Below are 1,091 nucleotides of genomic sequence, written 5' to 3'. Positions count from 1 at the left end.
GATGTCGGACCAGTCGACGAGCAGACGGCCCGGTTTGCGGCCGAACTTGATCGCGCCCTCGGTGTAGGAGCGCAAGGACAAGGGCTGCACCATCTTCGGGCGCGAGACCACGGTGCCGCGGCCCTGACGGCGAATCCGCCCCTCCACCAGCAGTTCCCGCACCGCCTGGCGCACGGTCTCGCGGGCGACGCCGCAGCGCAGCGCGAGTTCGCGCTCGGACGGCACCGGGTCGCCCTCGGAGAGCTCACCGAGCAGCGCCTCCAACTCGGCGCGCACCCGATACGACTTGGGCATACGCCCGGCGGACGCGGAATCGGTTGCCGCGCTGGATGTTCCGGCCGCCGTTCGGCCCGGCCCCGCCTGGTCTTCCACCCCGGCGGCCTCCCTCGTCTCCATGCCCCCAGCGTACACAAGATTGGTCTATACCAATTATTAACCTACCGTTTCCACACGAAACACCCGTAGGTCTAGACCATTGCCCACGATGACAACCATGCGATTGGTCATCATCGGCGGAGGGATCCTCGGTACCGCCCACGCTCTCGCCGCCATCGGGCGCGGCCACGAAGTAGTCCACCTCGAACGCGAGGTGGAGGCGCGCGGGGCGACCGTGCGCAACTTCGGTCTGGTGTGGGTCTCGGGACGCAGCGCCAGCGAACTGGAACTCACACTGCGATCCCGGCAGCTGTGGGAGGAGATCGGCGGCAAGGTGCCGGGCGTGGGCTTCCGGCCCGCGGGCTCGATCACCCTGGTCCGCAGCGAGAACGAGCTCGCGGTCGCCGAGGCCGCCGTGGCGAACCGCTCGGCCGCCGAACGCGGCTTCGAACTGCTCGACCCCGAGCGGGTGCGCGCGCTCAACCCCGCGCTGCGCGGCAAATTCCTCGCGGGCCTGCACTGTTCGACCGATGCCGCCGTCGAGTCCCGGCAGGCGCTGCCCGCGCTGCGCCGCTACATGGAGGCGAGCGGGCGCTACAGCTTCTTCGCCGGCACCGAGGCCCGCACCGTCACCGGCACCACCGTGATCGACGACCGCGGCCGCCGCCACGAGGGCGACCTGGTGCTGGTCTGCCCGGGCGCGGCGCACACCGGCC

General features: G+C 70.7%; 2 protein-coding genes. One reads left to right on the top strand and one right to left on the bottom strand.

The window, feature by feature from the left end:
* Window positions 1-396 (bottom strand): GntR family transcriptional regulator (locus ACIRS4_RS38675; RefSeq protein ID WP_404205024.1); only part of this gene is annotated, 396 nt, incomplete at its 3' end.
* A 97-nt stretch (window positions 397-493) separates the two neighbouring features.
* Here ACIRS4_RS38675 and ACIRS4_RS38670 point away from each other — a divergent pair.
* A partial coding sequence (locus tag ACIRS4_RS38670; protein ID WP_404205022.1) for an FAD-dependent oxidoreductase occupies window positions 494-1,091 on the top strand: 598 nt, incomplete at its 3' end.

It is taken from the genome of Streptomyces sp. NPDC101166, assembly GCF_044768125.1.
Taxonomy (GTDB): Bacteria; Actinomycetota; Actinomycetes; order Streptomycetales; family Streptomycetaceae; genus Streptomyces.
The sequence above is the reverse complement of the archived record's forward strand: the minus strand, read 5'-3'. Positions and strand labels throughout refer to the sequence as shown.